Here is a 16,381-nt window from a genome sequence, read left to right as displayed (position 1 = left end):
GTCGATTTGGCGGGTGAATGTACAACTATCTCGATTTCGAAAAGCCGGTCGCCGACCTCGAAGGCAAGATCCTGGAACTGAAGAAGCTGTCCGACAGCGGCGAGGCCGTCGACGTCGCCGAGGAGATTTCACGGCTGGAGAAGCGCTCGAAAGAGGCGCTGCGCGACATCTACAAGGCCTTGACCCCCTGGCAGAGGGCACAGATCGCGCGCCATCCCGACCGGCCGCATTGCATGGACTATGTGGAGGCGCTTTTCACCGACTTCACACCGCTGGCAGGCGATCGCGCCTTTGGTGAGGACCAGGCGGTGGTGACCGGGTTCGCGCGCTTCAACGGCGAACCGATCGCCGTCATCGGCCAGGAAAAGGGCGACGACACCCAGAGCCGGCTCAAGCACAATTTCGGCATGGCCAGGCCCGAGGGATACCGCAAGGCGGTGCGCGTGATGGATCTCGCCGACCGCTACGGAATCCCCGTCGTCAGCCTGGTGGACACAGCAGGCGCCTATCCGGGCATCGGGGCGGAGGAACGCGGCCAGGCCGAGGCCATCGCCCGCTCCACCTCCAAGTGTCTGAGCCTGACGGTGCCGAACATTTCCGTCATCATCGGGGAGGGCGGCTCGGGCGGCGCCATCGCGATTGCCACGGCCAATCTCGTCTACATGCTCGAGCATTCCATCTATTCGGTGATCTCGCCCGAAGGGGCGGCCTCGATCCTCTGGCACGATTCCACCCGTGCCAAGGACGCGGCCACCAACATGAAGATCACCGCCCAGGATCTTCTTCAGCTCAAGGTGATCGACGGCATCATCGCCGAGCCCCTGGGCGGCGCCCACCGCGCGCGCGAAACGGCCATCGCGGCGACCGGAGAGACCATCGAAAAAGGCTTCCGGGAGTTGGCGGAGCGGGGCGGCGACTATCGTGAACACCGCCGCGAGAAGTTCCTGGCCATCGGCCGCAATCTCTAAATGCACGGCCTTCTTTGGCGCATCCACGCCATAATCTTGCCTTCTCATCGGCTTCAATGGTAAGCACGATTTGTGCGTCCACACGTTCCCGGTAACATTTTGTCAAGCCTAACGGGTGTTTAGTTGTGGGGTGACGCCCTTTGCCATTGCGGCCAAGGGAGGGGAAACAGAGATCGTTCGCATGATGAGCCGCATCGCACGCGCTGCCCTGCTGACCGCTACACTTGCGCTCGCCGCCTGCAGTGGCCAGTCGCTCGAAGACATTGCTCCCAAGGCCGAGCGGGAGCTCCCGGCGAGACTTGTCCAGACCATCAAGGCGAAGGGGATGCGCAAGGACGCCCCCATCATGATGCGCATCTTCAAGGAAGAAGGTGTGCTGGAGGTCTGGAAGCAGAAGCAGAACGGCCGGTACGACCTCGTTACCAGCTATGACATCTGCAAATGGTCGGGCGAGCTGGGGCCGAAATACACCGAAGGCGACCGGCAGGCGCCGGAAGGCTTCTATTCGGTGCGGCCGGCACAAATGAACCCGAGGTCGAGCTATCACCTGTCCTTCAATATCGGTTTTCCCAACGCCTATGACAGCGTCAACGGCCGGACGGGCAAGCACCTGATGGTGCATGGCGCCTGCTCCTCGGCCGGGTGCTACTCGATGACCGACGAGCAGGTGGAAGAGATCTACGCCTTCGCGCGTGATGCCTTCCGCGGCGGCCAGCAGGCGTTCCAGGTGCAGGCCTTTCCCTTCCGCATGACGCCCCAGAACATGGCGCGCTATCGCAACGATCCGAACTATCCGTTCTGGACGATGCTCAAGGAAGGCTACGACCACTTCGAGATCACGAAGCAGCCGCCGAGGGTGGATGTCTGCGAGAGGCGCTACGTCTTCAACCGCGCGCCGGCGGAAGGACATTCCTTCGAGGCGAACGAGGTGTGTCCGCCCTCCACGCAGCCCGAGACGCTGGTGCGGGCCTACCAGAAGTACAAGGCACAGCAGGATATCGCCTTCGCCAAGGCCGTGAAGACCGAGAAACACCCGGAGCCGCTGCCCTCGATTCTGGGCCGGGAAGAGGCGCTGCTCGTCGCAGACTGGAGCCAGCGCCGGGCCAGGGGTGAGAAGGTCTCGCAGCAGCCGCCATCGCTGCCGTCGGTGGCCGTGGCCGCGCGCGAGGAACCCGCGGCGGAGCAGACACCGGTTTCCGCCTATGCCTCGGCGTTCGGTGCATCCAGTGCACAAAGCCAGATGGGCGCACCGCCGCTGACCACGGGCTCCCTGCCCGTTCCCGCGCCGAATCCGAACCGGACCCAGAATCAGGAGGAACCGGAAGCGTCCTCCCGGCCGAAGGTCGTCGACCGGTTCATGAACCTCTTCGACCGCTGACCCGCACGCCTTGGAAACCGCCGCGGATACTTTCGATCTGAAAGGGCTCAACTGCCCCCTACCGGTCCTGAAGGCGCGCAAGCGCCTTGCCGGTATGCGCCCCGGTGCCCGTCTGTGGGTGGAAACGACGGATCCCCTCGCGGCAATAGACATCCCGGCCTTCTGTACGCAGGAAGGACACAGGTTACTGGAAACCCTGGCCGTTTCGGGCGGCCACAGTTTCCTGATCGAGCGCGGCCCGGCCCGACTGGCGGAAACAGACTTTTCCGGTTGACCTCAACTTTCCTTGAGGTTGTAGTGGTGTGGCTCCCGTTTGATGAGGAGCCCATCCGATATGATTTTCCCAGGAACAGGCAATCTCCTTGCGCCGAAGAATTTTCCGCGGCGTGAAACCGTGGAGCGGCGGGAGGTCTCTCCATGAGAACGCCGGTCGACGACATCTCCCCCGCCTTCGCGTCACACCCGCAAGGAACGGCGGCGCGCAACGCCACGATCCTCTTCCTCGCGGCACTGACCATTATGGCAGGCGCGACGATCTCGCCGGCGCTGCCGGCGATCGAATCCCATTTCTCCGACAGTCCGCAAGCCGCCATTCTGACCCGCCTCGTTCTCACCGTTCCGGCGCTCTTCATCGCCTTGAGCGCGCCCTTCGCCGGTGTTCTGGCCGACCGATACGGTCGCCGCCCGGTGGCGATCGCGGCGGTGGTCCTCTATGGGCTCGCCGGCAGTTCCGGTCTCGTCGCCGACAGCCTTCCGGGGCTGCTCATCGGGCGGGCGCTGCTCGGCGTCGCCGTGGCCGGCGTCATGACGGTCGCGACCGCGCTGGTGGGCGACTTCTTCAGCGGTGCCGGCCGGGACCGCTTCATGGGCCTTCAGGCGGCTTTCATCGGCATGGGCGGGCTCGTCTTCCTGACCGGCGGCGGGCTCCTGGCGGAGCTGCACTGGCGCGCACCCTTCCTCATTTACGCCATCGCATTTGGCCTCCTGCCGGCGATCGCCCTTTTCATTCCGGAGCCCGTGCTGGACAGACGGCCGGACACTGCCTCACCGCGCGCCGCCTCGGCGGGACTGTTCACGATCCCGCTGATGGCCGTCTTTGTCGCCGCAGTTCTCAACAGCATCGTCTTCTACCTGATGCCGACGCAGCTGCCGTTCCACCTGCGCGAACTCGGCACCGCCGCACCCATCCTGGCCGGTATGGCGCTGGGACTTATGACGCTCGCATCGGCGCTGATGTCCTTCTATTACGGCCGCGTGCGCCGGCATGTGAGCGTGGCGGGGGTGTTTGCGGTGGGCTTTGCCTTGCTGGCGGGCGGCCTCGGGATTGTCGCGCTGGCAGAAGATTATACGGCGGTCCTGCCCGGCGCTCTGCTGGCGGGATGCGCCATCGGCCTCGTCATGCCCAATCTCAACTCGGCGGCGATGGGGCTCGCGGACGAGCGTCATCGCGGGCGGGTGGCCGGCATGCTGACGGCCAGCATCTTCTTCGGGCAGTTCATCTCGCCGCTGATCAGCCAGCCGCTCTCGGCTCAGGGCGGTTACGCCAGCGCTTTCGGCTTCGGCGCAGCGACAATCATGGCCGCATCGCTCACCGCCTTCACCGTCGCGGCGACGCGGCGAAGGCGCGGGATCGCCTAGGTCCGGCCTCACGGCCGTGGAGTCTGTGCGTTTGGCTGCAAGCGTCGGTCAGAAACGGGCACCAGGGACCGACAGCGGGTTCTGCTCGAGGGCGGCACGGTCGGGCGTATCGACCGCCGCTTGCCCCGCGAAGGCGGCGAAGATGCGCTCGACATAGGTTGTGTCCAGCGCGTGGCCGATGACGACGATCCGTGTGCCGCGGTCGCCGTCGGGCCAGCTCTCCAGGAACTCGGGCCGGTGGAGCAGCCTCTGCGCACCCTGTATCACCATGGGGTGCGCCGGATCTTCCGCCGTCTCGACCAGTCCCTTGATGCGCAGGATGCGGTCGCCCTGCTGGGTGGCCAAGAGGTCGAGAAAGTTTTCGACCGCCGCGCGCGGCAGCGGGCGGTCGTGCCTGAGCGAAACCATCTGGAAGGCGGTCTCGTGCGCGTGATCATCGTGATGATGGTGTTCGTGACCGTCTTCGCCATGGCCCGACGCGAGGTCAGTTCCCCGGTCTCGGCCCGTTGCCGCCAGGAGGGCCGCGGACACCGTCTCGGGGGCCTGCGCATCGAGAAGGGGGCCCTCGCCATTGAGGGCTCTCAACGCGCGGACGAGATCTTGCCGCTCGCCCGCATCGGCGAGGTCGGACTTGGTCAGCACCAGGCGATCGGCGACGGCGACCTGCCGACGTGCCTCCTCGTGCGCGGCCAGCGTGGCGGCGCCGTTGACGGCGTCCACCACCGTCACCACGCTCTCGATCCGGTAGAGGTGGGAAAGCGCCGGATGGGCCATGATCGCCTGCAGGACGGGAAGCGGGTCGGCCAGCCCGGTCGTTTCCACAATGACCCGGCGCAAGGTCCCACCCCGCTCGGCCACCGCGGACAACGTGTCGACGAGCGCTCCGCGCACCGTGCAGCACAGGCAGCCGTCGCCCAGTTCGATGATCCCGTCCGAGGCTCGCTCCACCAGCAGATGGTCGAGGGAGATCTCGCCGAACTCGTTGACGATCACCGCCGTTCCGGCCAGCGACGGGTCCTTCAGAAGCCGGTTGAGAAGCGTCGTCTTGCCGGCGCCGAGGAAGCCGGTCAAAACGGTCAGAGCGATCGGTGCGCGCAAAGCCATCTCAGTCGCCTTCGCTGGCGACGGCTTGCCGCGCAGGATAGGGCGGGCGCGGCGTCGGTATCGGCACGTCGGCATAGCGCGGCGCCGTCGATTCCGGCCCGTCGGCGCCGCCCAGGCCCACTGCCACGATCTGCGGCTCGCGCGTCATCGGCCTGATCAGGGGCGAACCGAAGACGAGGCGACCCTGCTCGTCGCGGTGCTCGCGGCGTTTTGCGACGGCTTCGGCAGAACAGATTTCCGGCCGCATGTCGGTTGCGACATGCCGATCGGGGGAAGACGGGCGGAGGCTTGCCAGCGTCTGCGCGGCGAAACTGCGTTTTTCGAAGCCCTGCGCCAGCAGGTCGGCCGCCCTTTCAGCCCGTTCCACCTGCGAACGGGTGCCCAGGACGATGGCTGCCAGCGTGCGCCGGCCGCGGGTGGCCGTAGCGATGAGATTGAACCCGGAGGCGCAGACATAGCCGGTCTTCATGCCGTCGGCGCCCTGGAAGCGGCCGATCAGGTAGTTGTAGTTGGTGAACTCCCTCTCGCCGTCGCGCACGCCCTCGATGGAGAAATAGCCGGCATAGGCGGGGAACTCGGTGCGGATGGCACGCACCAGAAGCGCCAGGTCGCGCGCGGTCGAGTATTGCCCGGTGGAATGCAGGCCATGCGCGTTGACGTAGTGGGTACCGGTCATGCCGAGCCGCTCGGCATAGGCATTCATGCGGGCGACGAAAGCCTGTTCCGAACCGCCGACGCTTTCGGCAATTGCCGTGGCGATGTCGTTGGCCGACTTCACCATGATGATCTTCAGCGCGTTGTCCAGTGTGAGGGCCGAGCCGGGCTTGTAGCCCATCTTGCTTGGCGGCTCCTTGGCCGCATTCTGCGAGATGCGCACGGGTGAGTTCATCTGCATCTCGCCGTTCCTGACCGCCTGGAAGGCGACATAGGCGGTCATCAGCTTGGTGAGCGAGGCGGGATACCAGCGCTTGAACGCATCCTCCTCAGCAAGGACCCGCCCGCTGCCGACATCGAAAAGCAGATAGGGACCGGCGAGAGCGTGCATTGAGGAGAGCGCCAGCATGAACGCTGCCGCTATGAACAGTTTTCCGCTGTGCCAAGAGCGCATGGGGTTATCCCGATTCCATGTGTTGCCTGTGTGGTGCCGATATCCGTAAGATGGCCGGGCGGGCCGCCGCGGACGTCCGGCTTTCCGGCCGCTTCGATATCTAGCGCATATGTCGCGACGATGGCAAAGCCGCCGCTTCGATTGCGCTGCACTTCTTCCGTGATTTTCAAGTAAGGAGAAACTTTCCATGCCGATCCTGAACCGCGCTGGCGAGCTGCATGGGGAGATCAGGGAGTGGCGCCGGGACCTGCACCGCACGCCCGAGCTCCTGTTCGCCGTGCACGAGACGGCGGCCTTCGTCGAGGCGAAGCTCCGCGCGCTCGGCTGCGACGAGGTGATCTCCGGGATCGGCCGGACGGGTGTCGTCGGGCTGATCCGCGGAAAGCGCGGCCAAGGCCCGTGCATCGGTCTGCGCGCCGACATGGATGCCCTACCGATGGAGGAGGAGACCGGGTTTGCCTATCGCTCCACCGTCTTAGGCCGCATGCACGCCTGCGGTCACGACGGACATATGGCCATGCTTCTCGGGGCGGCGGGTTATCTTGCCGAAACGCGTAATTTTTCCGGGACGGTCGCGGTCATTTTCCAGCCCGCGGAAGAGGGTGGAGGCGGCGGTCGCGAGATGGTGAAGGACGGCCTGATGGAGCGCTTTGCGATCGAGCGCGTCTTCGGCATGCACAACCTGCCGGGCCTGCCGGTCGGCCAGTTCGCCATCCGGCCCGGGCCCATCATGGCGGCCACTGCCGAATTCGCGATCACTGTCCATGGCCGGGGCGGCCACGCGGCGATGCCGCACACAACCGTTGATCCGGTCGTGGCGGCCGGGCAGATCATCGTCGCCCTGCAGACGATCGCTTCGCGAAATGCCGACCCGCTGGGCGCGCTCGTGGTATCGGTGACGCAGGTCCATGGCGGCGAGACGCACAACGTCATCCCCGACAAGGTGGAACTCGGCGGCACCGTGCGCACGCTCGACAGCACCTCGAACACGCGCGCCGAGGAGAGGATGCGCGCCATTTGCGCGGGCGTCGCCGCGGCCCATGGCGCCGAGGTGGAGGTAAGCTACCGGAACAACTATCCCGTCACCTTCAACCACGCCGGTGAAACGGCGTTCGCCGCCGATGTGGCGCGGGAGATCGCCGGTGAGGGGCGGGTCGATACCGACGCACGCCCTTTGATGGCTGCGGAGGATTTCTCCTATATGCTCGAATCGCGCCCCGGCGCTTTCATTTTCCTGGGCAACGGCGACAGCGCTCCCCTCCACAGTCCGCAATACGACTTCAACGACGACGCCATACCGCACGGGGTGAGCTATTGGGTACGGCTGGCGGAAACAGCCCTTTCCGGCTGAGCCATTTCGGCTTGGCGAAACGGCCATGAAGCGTTATGAGTGGCGTGTTTCCGGTCCCGTAGCTCAGCAGGATAGAGCATCAGATTCCTAATCTGAGGGTCGCAGGTTCGAATCCTGCCGGGATCGCCAACAAAAACCCGGTGTCAATTGCCACGCTATTTTGCCTTTTTGGACACTATCTTGCCCTTGAGGCAACCTTACTGACCTATCTCCTGCGACCGCACGATCGCCTCGATGCGATGAAGAGCGGGATCGAGGGTTTTTCCGCCTCTCAGGAAGGGCAGAGCTCGATCTTGATCAGAAATTCGTTCGGCGAGCGTGGTTCACAGTTCGAGCCCTGTGCAGTCGTTCCCGCCATGCCTCAGGAACGACCGCTGTGCGCCCCGAGTTGGCCGGCTGGCCGGGTATCCGCTCATCCTGAAAGCTGCCATTGGATCTGGCGTAGATCCATGCTCGCTGCAACGGAGCGCGACTCAGAGACTTGGCGGTCAGATCCCGGCATACTGCCCGTCTGAGGGTGCGCGCGACGAGACCGCATTTTGTGTGATCTGCGGCCTCGGCGTCAATTGGGTGCGAGACAATGTTTGCGCGGAGCGGATAGATGATATGTTGGCCGATGGTAGCGGTGAGTCTGCGCCAAGCGCGGGAATGGAACTTTGAAAGCAAAGCTGTTGGGGCCTCTTGTCGCGATCGGCGGCGCCGAGGACAAGTCCGCGGGAGCGGGCATACTTCGCAGGGTCGTATCGATGGCCCCGGGCGAGGCGCCTGTCGTCGGCGTCGTCACCACCGCCAGCAGCATTCCCGAGGAGACCTTCGAGAGATACCGCGACGTCTTTACAAAGATTGGCGCGAGCGAGGTGCTCGACGTGCGCATGCGCGAGCGCGAGGACGCGGAGACGCAGGACGCACTCGACATGATCCGCCGCAGCGATGTCGTCTTTTTCTCGGGCGGCGACCAGATGCGTCTGACGAACATACTCGGCGCATCGAGCGCACTTGATGCAATTCGGGAACGCCGCAAGGAGGGCGCGGTCATCGCCGGCACGAGTGCAGGCGCCGCCTGCCAGGCGACCACCATGATTTATGGTGGCCCAGCCGACGACTCGCTGAAGAAAGGCGCGGTGAAGATGAGCGCGGGTTTCGGCTTCATGGGAGGCGTGATCATCGACACACATTTTCTGCAGCGCGGGCGATTTTCTCGTTTGATGGAAGTCGGCGCGACCAATCCCGAATATTTAGGCGTCGGGCTAGGCGAGGATGCTGCCGTTTTATTCGCTGAAGAGGTGATTCATGCTTTCGGCCCGGGCCATGTGATCATTGTTGACAGTTCGGAGATAACCGGCTCCAATGTGTTCGACCTCGCAGACGGTGAGGCGGTAACCGTCCACAACGTCAAAATGCATGCGCTGGTCGAAGGCTACGGCTACAGCCTCAAAGACCGGCGGGTCCTGACGCCTGAAGAGCTCGGGGCCGAGAGCCTGGAGCAAAGGGTTGCGTATACTTGAACACCGCGCCCTGCGGGGCCCGAACTATTACAGCCGCTACCCGGCCATCTACATGCGGCTTGACATTGACGAACTGGAAAAGAGACCGAGCGACAAGGTCTCCGGAATTGCCGAAGAACTCGAAAATCTGATCCCGTCCATCCACGACCATCGCTGTTCGGTCGGCGAGCCCGGCGGGTTCCTGCAGCGGGTCCGTGCGGGAACCTGGGCCGGCCATATGGTCGAGCATGTGGCCATTGAGTTGCAGAACTTGGTTGGCTTCTCCGTCGGGTACGGCAAGACGGTCGACAGCTATGAGCGCGGTATCTACAACATTGTCTATCGCTACCGCGACGAAGCCACAGGACTGGCGGCCGGCGAGGTGGCGGTCGACATCGTCCAGAAGCTCTATGACGGCGAGGAGATCGATCTCCAGGCGCATATCGACCACCTAAAAGAGGTGCGTGACGCGAATGCGCTCGGCCCCTCGACGGGCTCCATCGTCGATGCCGCGAAGGCGCGCAAAATCCCCTGGTACAACCTGACCGAGGGCACGAGCTACACCCAGCTCGGCCACGGCATCAAGCAGCGCCGCTTCCAGGCGACCGTGACCGACGCATCGGGAATCATCGGCCATTCCATCGCCGACGACAAGGAATGGACAAAGCAGATACTCGACGACGCCGGCGTCCCGGTGCCGAAGGGGCAGCTCTGCTATTCCTGGGAGGATGCGCAGGCGGCTGCCGAATGGATAGGCTGGCCGGTGGTGACCAAGCCACTTTCGGGCAACCACGGGCGCGGCGTGACGACAGGCATCGCCTCGATGGAGGATCTCAAGTCCGGTTACGACGCGGCGTCTGCGCGCGTGCGCGAGGATTCCCAGGCGGTCATCGTCGAGCGCTACCTCAAGGGCGAGGATCACCGAATGCTGGTGATCGGCGGCAAGCTGGTCGCCGCCGCACGCCGACGGCCCGCCCATGTCAGAGGTGACGGCAAGAGCACCATCCAGCAACTCATCGACAGGGAGAACACCGATCCGCGCCGTGGTGTGGGCCACGAAAACCTGCTCACCCAGATCAAGGTGGACGAACAGACCCATAGGATGCTGGAGCAGGCCGGCAATACTCTGGATACCGTGCTGCCCAAGGGCGAGATCGCGTTCCTGAAGTCGACCGCCAACATCTCCACCGGGGGCACGGCGACCGATCTGACCGACGAGGTCCATCCGGAAGTCAAGTTCGCTATGGAGCGCATCGGCCGGCTTGTCGGTCTCGACGTGATCGGCATCGACCTCTTGGCCGAGAACCTGTCGATCCCGCTCGAACAGCAATCCGCAGGTATCGTCGAGGTCAACGCGGGACCCGGGTTCCGCATGCACATGTCGCCCACCCACGGCACGTCGCGGCCGGTGGGCAAGCATGTGGTCGACATGCTCTTTCCCGATCCGACCGACAACGGGCGTATCCCGATCACCGCGATTACCGGCACCAACGGCAAGACCACCACCACGCGGTTGACGACGCACATTTTGCGCCAAGCCGGCAATTCGGTGGGCATGGGGTGTACCGGCACCGTCGAGATCGACAACCACATCATCCTGCGCGGGGATTACTCCGGACCGGCCGCGGCGCAGGCGGTCCTGCGCGAACCGACGGTGGAACATGCTGTTCTCGAGGTTGCGCGTGGCGGAATCATGCGCCGCGGTCTCGGCTTTGACGAATGCGATGTCGGCGTGCTGCTCAACATCGCTTCGGACCATCTGGGCGAGCGCGATATCCACACACTGGAGGAACTGGCCCGCTGCAAGACGGTCGTCGTCGACGCGGTGAAGCCGGAGGGCGGCCACTGCGTCCTCAACGCGGACGATCCGCTTGTCATGGAGCACGGTACATACTGGGCCCGTGGCGAGATCATCTATTTCACCATGGAGCCGGACAACCCGGCGCTTGCCGAGCATCTGGCCCGTCACCGCACGGTAGTGACGGTGAGGAACGGGTGGATCGTCATGCTGCGTGGCAAGGTCACCGTCCAGATTGTCGAGGTCAATGATGTGCCCATCGCGTTTGAGGGGCACGCACCCTTCAATGTCCAGAATGCCATGGCGGCTGCGGCGGTAGCGATCGCCCACGGCGTCGAGATTGACGACATCCGCGCCGGCCTTCTGACGTTCCATCCCACACCGGCCCAGATGCCTGGCCGCACCAATTATTTCGAGGCGGACGGGGTGAAGTGCCTGATCGACTACGGCCACAACGTACCCGCGCTACAGGCGCTGGAGCCACTGGTGAACGGGCTCGGGCTGCAACGCAAGATCGGTGTGGCGACCGCCCCCGGCAACCGGCGCGAGGAAGACCTCGTGGCGCTGGGCGCGCAACTTGCGAAGATGTGCGACACGCTCTTTGTCTACGAGACCGATGCGCGGGGCCGAGCGGAGGGGGAGACCGCCAAGCTCATCCATGACGGCGCCGCAGGGGCAGGAGAAGCCTGCAAGGCCGAGACCATCATGGGCGAGCAGGAAGCCGTGGCCAGGGCCATCGACGAGGCCGGGCCTGGCGACTTCCTGCTCCTGCTGGTCGACGATATCGAGGGAACGACCGAGCGCCTCAAGGGACGGAGTTTTCCCAAACGGGCCGAACTCGCCCAGGGCTGACCCCCGCAAGATGCTTCGGCACGGGCGGATGGATCCATTCGCCCGCCTGGCACGTTGGTTTACCAGGGAGAGAGAATGACCAAGAATGTATTCGTGGTCGGGCTCAACGATTACAACGCGGAACGGCTGCAGCGGCTTCGGGGCGTTGAGGATGTCAAGTTCCACCAGCTCCTGACACCGGCGCAGGTTTCCGAAACCGAGGAATTCGACATACCGGCGATGCTGGAGGAGGCGGAAGCCGGGCTTGACGCCTTCGACGGCACGATTGACGCGATCGTCGGCTACATCGACTTTCCCGTGTCGACCATGCTGCCGCTGCTTTGCAAGAAGTACGGGACGCGCAACGCCTCGCTCGAGAGTCTGCTTAAGTGCGAGCACAAGTACTGGTCGCGCAAGGTCATGGCCGAGGCGATTCCCGATCACATTCCGAAGTTCACCGCCTTCGATCCCTTCGACGACGACACGTTGTCGAAGATCGGCGAAGCCGACCTGCGTTTTCCGTTCTTCGTCAAGCCAATCAAGTCCTCCGGCTCGCGACTGGGTTTCCGGATCGACAGCCCGGAGGACTTCGACTACGCGACCGAGAAATTGCGCGCGGAAATCGGCCAGATCTCGGAGCCCTTCAATTTTATTCTCGACAAGGCCAATCTGCCCGCTGACATCAAGGCCATCAAAGGCCACTACTGCATGGCCGAGCAGGTCATCGGCGGGCGACAATGCACGGTGGAGGGTTACGTCCACGACGGCGCGGTCGTGCCCTACGGCACCGTCGATTCCATTCGCTACCCGCAGGTACTGAGCTTCTTTTACTACCTCTATCCGTCGACCCTGCCGGACCGTGTGCAGAACGCGATGTGGGAGATCACGCGCCTGATCATGGCGCATATCGGCTACGACAATGCAGGTTTCAACATCGAGTTCTATTGGGACGAAATCCAGAACAGGATCTGGCTGCTGGAAATCAACACGCGCATCGCCCAGTCCCATTGCGATCTGTTCGAAATGGTCGACGGGGTGAGCCATCAACAGGTGACCGTGGATCTCGGGCTCGGGCGCAAACCGGACATGCCAAGCGGTGAGGGACCGGAAAGGGTTGCGGCAGAGTTCTTCTATCGCGTCTTCTTTCGAAACGCGACGGTCGCACGCGCGCCCTCGCGAGCCGAGATCGAGGTCGCCGCCGAGCAGGTGGATGGAACACGGATCACCTCCCACGTGTCGAAGAACATGAGGCTGTCGGAGCTGCCGGAGCAGGACGCCTATAGCTACGCTGTCGCTTCTGTCTGGATGGGCGCCAACAAGCAGTCGAAGCTGCTCTGGAACTATGAACAGGTGCTCAAGAAGCTCAACTACGAGTTTTCCGATATCGAAGAATAGTCCGGCTCTGGACAGCGCCCGCGCGGGCGCTGATATTCCGTGCGAGATTCTTGTCGTTCAAACGCCTCAGTGCCCGCCATGGTAATCGACGAAATACTGCCGCGAGCAGTCCGGGAGATCGAGCATATCGAGATTCCGATGCCGGACGGGACACGGCTCGCGGCACGCATCTGGATACCCGCCGATGCGGAAGCCACCCCTGTCCCAGCCATCCTCGAATACATTCCCTACCGCAAGAACGACAAGACGCTGGAACGTGACCATGCGCGTGCGCCCTGGATGGCGGCACAGGGCTACGCCTATGTGCGCGCCGATCTGCGTGGAACGGGTGACTCCGAAGGTGTTTTGGAGGACGAGTACACTGAGGTCGAACTGCGCGACGGATGCGACGTCATTGCCTGGATCGCCGATCAGTCGTGGTGCGATGGCGGCGTGGGGATCGTCGGCATTTCATGGGGTGGGTTCAACGGCCTCCAGATCGCCGCACTGCGCCCGCCGGCGCTGAAGGCCATCGTGACCATCTGCTCAACCGATGACCGCTATGCCGACGATATCCACTATATGGGCGGGACCCTCCTGATCGACCAGCTTTCCTGGGCGTCCGTCATGTTCGGCATCAACACTCTGCCGCCCGACCCGGCGCATGTCGGGGAGCGTTGGCGCGCGATGTGGGAGGAACGCCTGGACGGGTCCGGACTGTGGCTCGAAAAGTGGCTCGGACACCAGACGCGCGACACCTTCTGGAAACATGGGTCGGTCTGCGAGAACTTCGACGATATTCATGTTCCGGTCTACGCGGTCAGCGGCTGGGCCGACGGCTACTGCCGATCAGTGTTCCGGCTGTTGGAGAACCTGAAAGCCCCGTTCAAGGGACTGGTCGGTCCATGGGCACATAAATACCCCCATCTTGCCAAGCCCGGGCCAGCGATCGACTGGCTGAGCGAGGAGACACGATGGTGGGACCATTGGCTGAAAGGGCATGACACCGGCATTATGGACGAGCCGCCCCTCCGGCTTTACCTGCAGGACCACGCCGAACCACGACCCCACTATGCCGAGCGGGCAGGGCGCTGGATAACCGAACCGTCCTGGCCATCCCCGAACGTGACAAAAACCACCTTCAGGCTGGGCTCCGACGGGCGGCTTGCGATCGACGGCGATCTGCCGGACGCACCGATGGACATCGCATCGCCGCTCTGGGTCGGCGTGCATGGTGGCAAATGGTGCTCTTATGCCCATCCCGGCGATCAACCGGGCGATCAGAGGCGCGAAGATGCCGGCAGCCTGACATTCGAGACCGTCCCGCTCCAAAACGATCTGCACATGGTCGGCGACGCGTCGCTCAAACTCACATTCAGCGTCGATCGCGCGATCGCACAGATCGCCGCGCGGCTTGTCGACGTGGCTCCGGACGGCGCCGGGACGCGCGTTAGCTACGGCCTGCTCAACCTCACGCATCGCGACAGCCACGAGCAGCCCGAGGCGATGGAACCGGGCCGATTGTACACGGTCGAGGTTCCCTTCAAGCATGTGGCGCAGATTTTTCGGGCCGGTCACCGGATCAGGCTCGCACTCTCGACGAGCTATTTCCCGCTTGCCTGGCCCGCGCCCGAACCGGTGCGCATGACGGTCCGGCCGGCCGACTCGCGCCTGATCCTGCCGATCCGCACCGACGACGGGCGCGAAGAGCCGGAATTCGATCCGCCTCGCGCCGCCGCGCCGCTTCCATTGACCTTCGAGGAGCCACCCCGTTCGGAATGGAAGGTGCGCGAGGACCGCGATACGGGGCGCGTAACGGTCGAAATCCGCGACCATGAGGGCGCGGCGCACATCGTGCCGCACGGATTCTTTCATTCGTCGGAGGGAGAGGAACGCTATTCCATCCTGCCGAGCGACCCGTCCTCCGCCGAAGGCGAAGTGGTGTGGACCCACGAGATGCGGCGTGACGGCTGGTCGGTGAAGACGGTCACCGAAACACGGCTTATCGGGGACGCCGAAAATTTCCGCATCTATGCCCGTTTGCGTGCCTGGGAAGGCAAGACCCTTATCAGGGACGTCGCCTGGAACCCCGCAATCCCGCGCAATCTGGTATGACCGATCGATTCCGGGCACCTCCGTGCGACACCCAGCGCGATCCACGCGGTCAGGCCAGCGCAGGGCAGCGTCTTGCGTCAGCGTTGTTCAGGGTCTCGGGCGCCTTCACCGCCCAATCTTGATTGAGCACGATATACTCCGACGGCACACCCTGCATCGCGCCGCCAAGCGTGCGGTAATTCGGCTCGCGCGCGGAGCCGAAGCCCGGACCACCGATCCAGCCGGGGACGAAGGTCGTGATCACCCAGTGACATCCGCATGCAAAACAGATCGGGCACTGCAAATAAACGAGTCGACCAAGTTGCTCCAGCTTCGATCAATCAACAATACAGCTAATTAATCGGTACTAAACCTATGAAAAAATAGTACTGCAACGATCTAGTTCGCGTGGACAAACCTGATCCACTGTCTGATCGTAGCAATCTGAACGAACCCAAGGAAGCTTGCGGCCAGCTTGTCGTATCGTGTGGCGATGCGGCGTGAGTGCTTGAGGCGATTGAAGAAGCGCTCGATGCGGTTGCGCAGTGCGTATTTGGTTTTGTCGACCGGGCGCTGAACTTTGCGGTTCGACTTTGTCGGGATCACCGGGTCTGCGCCGCGCCGCTCAAGGTCGTCGCGAATGGCGTCGCTGTCATACCCCTTGTCGGCCAGCATCGCGGCCGGATCGGGCGCCTCCTCCTGCATCAGATCCTCGTAGGCGGCCATGTCCGAGGCCTGACCGGGCGTTAGGCAGAAGCCGATGGCGAGGCCCTGCGCATCCGTTCGGGTATGAAGCTTGGTCGTGAGCCCACCGCGCGAACGGCCAACAGCATTTCTCTGAATCCCCCTTTTCCGCCAGCTGCGTGCTGGTGCGCCCTCACGATCGTGCTGTCGATCATCTGCATCGCCGTGTCGGCCGCGTCGCTTTCGGCAAGGGCTGCCAGCATCACGTCCCAGACGCCGGCTTCCGTCCAGCGGCGATACTGGCGATGGACTGAGTTCCAGTTGCCGAAATCGGCCGGCAGGTCACGCCAGGGCGAGCCCGTCCGCGTGATCCAGAAGATGCCGTCCAGCACCTTGCGGTGGCCCTGCGGCCGCCGGCCGCCGCGAGAGCGGTTCTCGATCAGGAACGGCGCGAAGAACGCCCATTCCGCATCACTCATCAGTCCTCGAATCAAAGCTGCCCTCCTCAAAGAGCAGCTTTGAATCACGCGTCAGATAAAATGGGAACCGGGTTTGTCCACGCGGCCTAG

Annotated in this window: 13 protein-coding genes and 1 tRNA gene; 10 read left to right on the top strand and 4 right to left on the bottom strand. The window is 63.7% G+C overall.

Going from position 1 to position 16,381, the window contains the following annotated elements; translation table 11 throughout:
* Positions 1-17: 17 nt before the first annotated feature.
* From SIN08_RS17770 to SIN08_RS17755, 4 genes are all read left to right on the top strand, one after another.
* Entirely contained in the window at positions 18-968 is a 951-nt protein-coding gene (locus SIN08_RS17770; protein WP_322452940.1) for an acetyl-CoA carboxylase carboxyltransferase subunit alpha, read from the top strand.
* Positions 969-1,149: 181 nt separating this feature from the next.
* The gene (locus tag SIN08_RS17765) at positions 1,150-2,346 is read left to right on the top strand and encodes a murein L,D-transpeptidase family protein (RefSeq protein ID WP_322452939.1); all 1,197 of its coding nucleotides are present in this window, start codon (positions 1,150-1,152) and stop codon (positions 2,344-2,346) included.
* Positions 2,347-2,356: 10 nt separating this feature from the next.
* The gene (locus SIN08_RS17760; protein ID WP_322452938.1) at positions 2,357-2,620 is read left to right on the top strand and encodes a sulfurtransferase TusA family protein; all 264 of its coding nucleotides are present in this window, start codon (positions 2,357-2,359) and stop codon (positions 2,618-2,620) included.
* 143 nt (positions 2,621-2,763) lie between these two features.
* Positions 2,764-3,984: an MFS transporter gene (locus SIN08_RS17755; protein WP_322452936.1), complete on the top strand. Its 1,221-nt coding sequence runs from the start codon at positions 2,764-2,766 to the stop codon at positions 3,982-3,984.
* A 48-nt stretch (positions 3,985-4,032) separates the two neighbouring features.
* On the opposite strand, the gene SIN08_RS17750 is transcribed toward SIN08_RS17755, so the two are convergent.
* Complete coding sequence (locus tag SIN08_RS17750) at positions 4,033-5,088, bottom strand: GTP-binding protein (RefSeq protein WP_322452935.1); 1,056 nt, start codon at positions 5,086-5,088, stop codon at positions 4,033-4,035.
* 1 nt (position 5,089) lies between these two features.
* Positions 5,090-6,196: a D-alanyl-D-alanine carboxypeptidase family protein gene (locus SIN08_RS17745; RefSeq protein WP_322452934.1), complete on the bottom strand. Its 1,107-nt coding sequence runs from the start codon at positions 6,194-6,196 to the stop codon at positions 5,090-5,092.
* A 187-nt stretch (positions 6,197-6,383) separates the two neighbouring features.
* Here SIN08_RS17745 and SIN08_RS17740 point away from each other — a divergent pair, with 187 nt between their 5' ends.
* The 6 genes from SIN08_RS17740 (at position 6,384) to SIN08_RS17715 (ending at position 15,149) form a co-directional block, all read left to right on the top strand.
* Positions 6,384-7,547, top strand: coding sequence for a M20 aminoacylase family protein (locus tag SIN08_RS17740; RefSeq protein ID WP_322452933.1), 1,164 nt, complete (start codon positions 6,384-6,386; stop codon positions 7,545-7,547).
* Positions 7,548-7,599: 52 nt separating this feature from the next.
* Positions 7,600-7,676: transfer RNA gene (locus tag SIN08_RS17735), tRNA-Arg, on the top strand.
* A gap of 527 nt (positions 7,677-8,203) precedes the next feature.
* Complete coding sequence (locus SIN08_RS17730; protein WP_322452932.1) at positions 8,204-9,052, top strand: cyanophycinase; 849 nt, start codon at positions 8,204-8,206, stop codon at positions 9,050-9,052.
* Positions 9,039-11,681 (top strand): cyanophycin synthetase, encoded by a 2,643-nt coding sequence (gene cphA, locus SIN08_RS17725; RefSeq protein WP_322452931.1) that lies wholly within the window; start codon positions 9,039-9,041, stop codon positions 11,679-11,681. Before SIN08_RS17730 ends, cphA begins: the two co-directional genes overlap by 14 nt.
* Before the next feature lie 75 nt (positions 11,682-11,756).
* Complete coding sequence (locus tag SIN08_RS17720; RefSeq protein WP_322452930.1) at positions 11,757-13,055, top strand: ATP-grasp domain-containing protein; 1,299 nt, start codon at positions 11,757-11,759, stop codon at positions 13,053-13,055.
* A gap of 78 nt (positions 13,056-13,133) precedes the next feature.
* The gene (locus tag SIN08_RS17715; RefSeq protein ID WP_322452929.1) at positions 13,134-15,149 is read left to right on the top strand and encodes a CocE/NonD family hydrolase; all 2,016 of its coding nucleotides are present in this window, start codon (positions 13,134-13,136) and stop codon (positions 15,147-15,149) included.
* 49 nt (positions 15,150-15,198) lie between these two features.
* Here SIN08_RS17715 and SIN08_RS17710 read toward each other — a convergent pair whose 3' ends face one another.
* Positions 15,199-15,393 (bottom strand): hypothetical protein, encoded by a 195-nt coding sequence (locus SIN08_RS17710; protein ID WP_322452928.1) that lies wholly within the window; start codon positions 15,391-15,393, stop codon positions 15,199-15,201.
* Positions 15,394-15,527: 134 nt separating this feature from the next.
* Positions 15,528-16,291 (bottom strand): IS5 family transposase gene (locus SIN08_RS17705; protein ID WP_322449402.1). Its coding sequence is split into 2 segments (ribosomal slippage): positions 15,528-15,982 and positions 15,982-16,291, totalling 765 coding nucleotides; the frame shifts between segments, so codons are not numbered across the junction.
* Between the last annotated feature and the right edge of the window lie 90 nt (positions 16,292-16,381).

The organism is Chelativorans sp. M5D2P16 (genome assembly GCF_034427935.1).
In the GTDB taxonomy this organism is placed as follows: Bacteria; Pseudomonadota; Alphaproteobacteria; order Rhizobiales; family Rhizobiaceae; genus Chelativorans.
Note: the sequence above shows the minus strand (reverse complement) of the source record. Positions and strands in the feature narration are given on the sequence as shown.